6 protein-coding genes are annotated in these 4,567 nt (G+C 32.0%); 4 read left to right on the top strand and 2 right to left on the bottom strand.

What is annotated here, in order from left to right; all coding sequences use genetic code 11:
* The first annotated feature begins 25 nt into the window (after nucleotides 1-25).
* From KHW44_RS06615 to yaaA, 3 genes are all read left to right on the top strand, one after another.
* Nucleotides 26-1,414 carry a V-type ATP synthase subunit B gene (locus tag KHW44_RS06615; protein WP_304067503.1) on the top strand — a complete coding sequence of 463 codons (1,389 nt, stop codon included), beginning with the start codon at nucleotides 26-28 and terminating at the stop codon, nucleotides 1,412-1,414.
* Nucleotides 1,414-2,064, top strand: coding sequence for a V-type ATP synthase subunit D (locus KHW44_RS06620; protein WP_304067506.1), 651 nt, complete (start codon nucleotides 1,414-1,416; stop codon nucleotides 2,062-2,064). The genes KHW44_RS06615 and KHW44_RS06620 overlap by 1 nt, the downstream gene beginning before the upstream one ends.
* 94 nt (nucleotides 2,065-2,158) lie before the next feature.
* A complete protein-coding gene (gene yaaA / locus KHW44_RS06625) occupies nucleotides 2,159-2,893 on the top strand; it encodes a peroxide stress protein YaaA (RefSeq protein ID WP_304067509.1) in 735 nt (244 codons plus the stop codon).
* A gap of 55 nt (nucleotides 2,894-2,948) precedes the next feature.
* On the opposite strand, the gene KHW44_RS06630 is transcribed toward yaaA, so the two are convergent.
* Nucleotides 2,949-3,794: an AraC family transcriptional regulator gene (locus KHW44_RS06630; protein WP_294685129.1), complete on the bottom strand. Its 846-nt coding sequence runs from the start codon at nucleotides 3,792-3,794 to the stop codon at nucleotides 2,949-2,951.
* The gene (locus KHW44_RS06635) at nucleotides 3,787-4,209 is read right to left on the bottom strand and encodes a Fur family transcriptional regulator (RefSeq protein ID WP_294685128.1); all 423 of its coding nucleotides are present in this window, start codon (nucleotides 4,207-4,209) and stop codon (nucleotides 3,787-3,789) included. Before KHW44_RS06635 ends, KHW44_RS06630 begins: the two co-directional genes overlap by 8 nt.
* Before the next feature lie 118 nt (nucleotides 4,210-4,327).
* On the opposite strand from KHW44_RS06635, the gene KHW44_RS06640 reads away from it, so the two are divergent.
* The coding region (locus KHW44_RS06640; protein ID WP_304067516.1) for a solute carrier family 23 protein at nucleotides 4,328-4,567 on the top strand (240 nt) is incomplete at its 3' end.

Here is a 4,567-nt window from a genome sequence, read left to right on the forward strand (position 1 = left end):
ATTTAGTTAATGGAGGTGAACGTTAATGATTAAAGATTATAATTCAGTAACAGAAGTAGTCGGACCATTAATGGCGGTAGAAGGTGTAGAAGGCGTAAAATACGACGAACTTGTTGAAATAGAATTACAAAGTGGAGAAAAAAGACGTGGTCGTGTTGTAGAAATAGACCATGATGTAGCGATGGTTCAAGTATTCGAAGGTACAAAAGGAATTAACTTACAAGAAACAACAGTAAGATTTTTGGGTAGACCTTTGGAACTTGGAGTATCTGAGGATATGATTGGTAGAGTATTTGACGGGTTAGGAAGACCAATAGACAATGGACCTAAAATCATTCCAGAAGATAAAGTGGACATAAATGGTTCATCTATCAACCCAGTATCCAGAGACTATCCATCAGAATTTATCGAAACAGGTGTATCCACAATTGATGGTTTGAATACTCTTGTTAGAGGACAAAAACTTCCTATATTCTCAGGTTCAGGTCTTCCTCACAACAAATTAGCTGCTCAAATAGCTAGACAAGCAAAAGTTTTGGGTAAAGACGATAAATTCGCCGTAGTATTTGCAGCGATGGGAATCACTTTCGAAGAAGCTCAATATTTTATCGGAGATTTCAACAAAACAGGAGCCATCGACAGAGCAGTATTGTTCATGAACTTAGCAGATGACCCCGCAATCGAAAGACTTTCCACTCCAAAAATGGCACTTACTTGTGCGGAATTCTTGGCATTTGAAAAAGGCATGCACGTTTTGGTAATCATGACAGACATGACAAACTACGCAGAAGCACTTCGTGAAGTTTCTGCAGCCAGAAAAGAAGTTCCAGGTCGTAGAGGATATCCAGGATACTTGTACACTGACCTTGCGACTTTATATGAAAGAGCTGGTAGAATAGTTGGAAGAGAAGGATCTATTACTCAAATTCCTATCTTGACAATGCCAGAAGATGATATTACTCACCCAATACCAGACTTGACAGGATACATTACTGAAGGACAAATCATTCTTTCACGTGAATTATACAAAAAAGGATATGAACCTCCAATCAATGCTATTCCATCATTATCAAGACTTAAAGATAAAGGTATTGGTAAAGGCAAAACAAGAGAAGACCATGCAGATACAATGAACCAAATCTATGCTGGATATGCATCTGGACTTGATGCAAAACAATTATCTGCAATCCTTGGAGAATCAGCTTTGAGTGAATCAGATAAAGCATTTGCGAAATTTGCAGAAAGATTCGAAAGAGAATATGTAGATCAAGGTTATTATACTGATAGATCTATCAAAGAAACTCTTAATATTGGTTGGGACTTATTAAAAGAAATCCCACGTACTGAATTGAAGAGAATTAAAGATGAATTAATAGATAAATATCTTGGAAATGGTGAAGGGACTGATGAGTAATGGCAAGACTCAACGTCAATCCAACAAGAATGGCTCTTTCGGAGCTGAAAGCTAGACTCAAAACATCTACAAGAGGTCATAAGTTATTAAAAGACAAACAAGATGAACTTATGAGACAATTCATCGATATGATTAAGGAAAACAAAGCATTGAGAGAAAAAGTTGAAGAAAAACTCCAAAACTCTTTCAGTGATTTCCTAATGGCAAGTGCAATAATGAGCCCAGAGTTTTTGGATGAAGCGGTATCTGTTCCTAAAACAAAGGTAAATGTCGATATCGAAACTAAAAACGTAATGAGTGTAATTATTCCACAAATGAAATTCTCTCGTGAAGGTGAATCAGATTCTAGCGAAATTTATCCTTATGGATACGCTCAAACATCACAGGATTTGGATTTGGCAATTGATTCATTAAATTCAGTAATGGATGACATGCTTGAATTGGCTCAAATCGAAAAAGCTACGCAATTAATGGCGGATGAAATTGAGCAAACCAGAAGAAGAGTAAATGCTTTGGAATATAGAACAATTCCTGATTTGGAAGAAACAATTAAATATATCAGAGCAAAACTTGATGAAAACGAACGTGCTAATATCACAAGACTTATGAAAGTCAAAGATATTATAGCAAAACAAGAAAACGAAGCATAAAAATAAGACTGGGTAAAATAATTGTAGAATTAGATTACTCAGTCTATTTTTGTGGTAATATGTTCATAACACTATACATTTAAAAAGGACAAGTATGAAAATTATAATTTCACCAGCAAAAACTTTTAAAATCAGAAAAATGAGAAACATGCACACCAATTGTTTGTTTGAAGATAAGAAAAACCAACTGGTTTTAATGATGAAAACTAAATCTGTAGAAGAACTAAAAATGATATGGAAATGCTCCGATAAAATAGCCAATGACAGTTATAATTTATATCAAAAATTCGATTCTTCCGTTAAAGGTTCTGCAATTGAAAGCTTTTACGGAATTCAATACCAATACATGGATATAGATTCATTAAAAGATGTAGAAATTGAATATCTTGAAAAACACCTTAGAATATTATCGGGACTATACGGAATTCTTCGTCCTCTTGATCAAGTTGCAAGATACAGATTGGATTTTGAAGATAAGATTATCAATATGTATGATTTCTGGGAAGATGAAATAAGAAATTATTTTAAAGGTGAGAAAATAATTGATTTGGCATCAAAAGAATACGGACAAAATATTTACAAATATTTGGATATTAAGCCTTTGAGAATTGAATTTAAAGAAGAAACATTGAAAGATGGATGTATTAAGCTGAAAACAAAAGCGACTTCGTCAAAAATTCTCAGAGGTAGAATGGTAAATTATATGGCAAAGAACGATATCGTAGAAATTAATGAATTGAAGAATTTTTCAAGTGATGGATATAGTTTTTCTGATGAATTCAGTGATGAAAACAAGTTCGTGTTTGTAAAATCATTAATCTCTGAGTAGTTTGAAATAAAAATAGACTTTGTTTTTAAATTTAAGGTAATAAATAAAACAAAGTCTATTTTTTTATTTTTTTGATTTTTGTTTTGTATTTGTTGCGATAATCATTAGGAGTTACTTTAACAATTCTACGAAATGCTTGGTCAAAATAAGACTGTGAGTTGAATCCACAAAGCTTAGCTATATCATTGATAGGTTTGTTTGATGTTTTCAACAATAACATCGCGGATTCCATTCTTCTGTTTAGCAAAAACTGCATAGGAGTTTTACCGTAATCATTTTTAAATTCATGAATCAAATGTGACTTCGATACCCTGAATTTTTTTGAAATAGAGTCCAATGTAATTTCTTGATTGAAATTTTCATAAATGTAATCTTCAACATGTTTTGTAAATGAATCTTGTGAAGGATCATCCATTGTGAACTTTAAGTCGCCGCGTCTTTGAATTTCTGTGATTAGAATACTGATTAAGCATGAACAAACCCTTTGATATCTGAATCTTTTGTACTTAGCTTCTTCAAGAATTTTATTAATATAATATAAAATAACCATATCACGGTCGTTGATGTGATTGTGTTTGATACTAAGCACTGCCTTATCTTTTTGTTCTGTATCAAATGATACTTCTGAGATTGCCAAAGTATAAAATTCAAAAGTTTCTGAGTGCGAAATTTCTGTGATTTTGGAACCTTGGTTTACTATTAATACATCAAATGGGAGAATTTCTATTTTTTTATCGTTGACAATAAAAGTTCCATTGCCTTTTAAACAATAATACATTTGATAAAATGGAAGAATTCCTCGTTTGATTTGTTCGTTCATTTGTAAATTTGTTTTGGAAATGAAAAGTAATTTTATATACAAATCATCTCTAGGTTCAATCTTATAAAATTCACTATTCATTTTCTTTATCCAAGCAATCTTTGCATATTCCATTTATTAGAATATTTGTAGTAGTAACTTTAAATCCATTTAAATCAGAACTTTCGATAGCTTTGTCAGCGGTAAAGTTGTAAATTTTCCCACACTTATCACACTTGAAATGACCATGTGTTTCTGTAGTTATATCATATCTTAACTCTGAATTATCGATGTTAAGTTCTGATACGATTCCAGCTTTTACGAAAATTTTAACTGTATTATAGATAGTTGTTCTGGATAATGTCGTTAGTTTTGGAGCTAGGTAATTATAAATATCATCAACTGTTGGATGAATATGATAAGTTTCCAAATAATCCAAGATTACTATCCTTTGATATGTAGGTTTGATACCATTTTCTAATAATTTGGTTTTCAAATAATTTCCGTTGTTTTCCATAATAATTTCCTTTCAAATAACGCTTTTTATTATATCAGTTAGAATATATACAAGTCAAACTACTTGAAATATAAGTGAGTTCAATGTAGAATATATAGGATAAAAAAAAGGAGGATTTATGAAAAGAATTATTGGAGTAGACGAAAAAGTATCTCCTAAGATGCTGATACCTCTAAGTATACAACATACTTTTGCTATGTTCGGGGCAAGTGTATTAGTACCTATAGTTTTGGGGATCAATCCTAGTATTGTTCTACTAATGAACGGTATAGGTACACTGTTATTTATTTTGATAACAAAAAGAAAAGCACCGGCGTATTTGGGAAGTAGTTTTGCCTTCTTAGGACCTGCAACCATA

This window comes from Finegoldia magna, from assembly GCF_018371055.1.
Lineage (GTDB): Bacteria > Bacillota > Clostridia > Tissierellales > Peptoniphilaceae > Finegoldia > Finegoldia magna_I.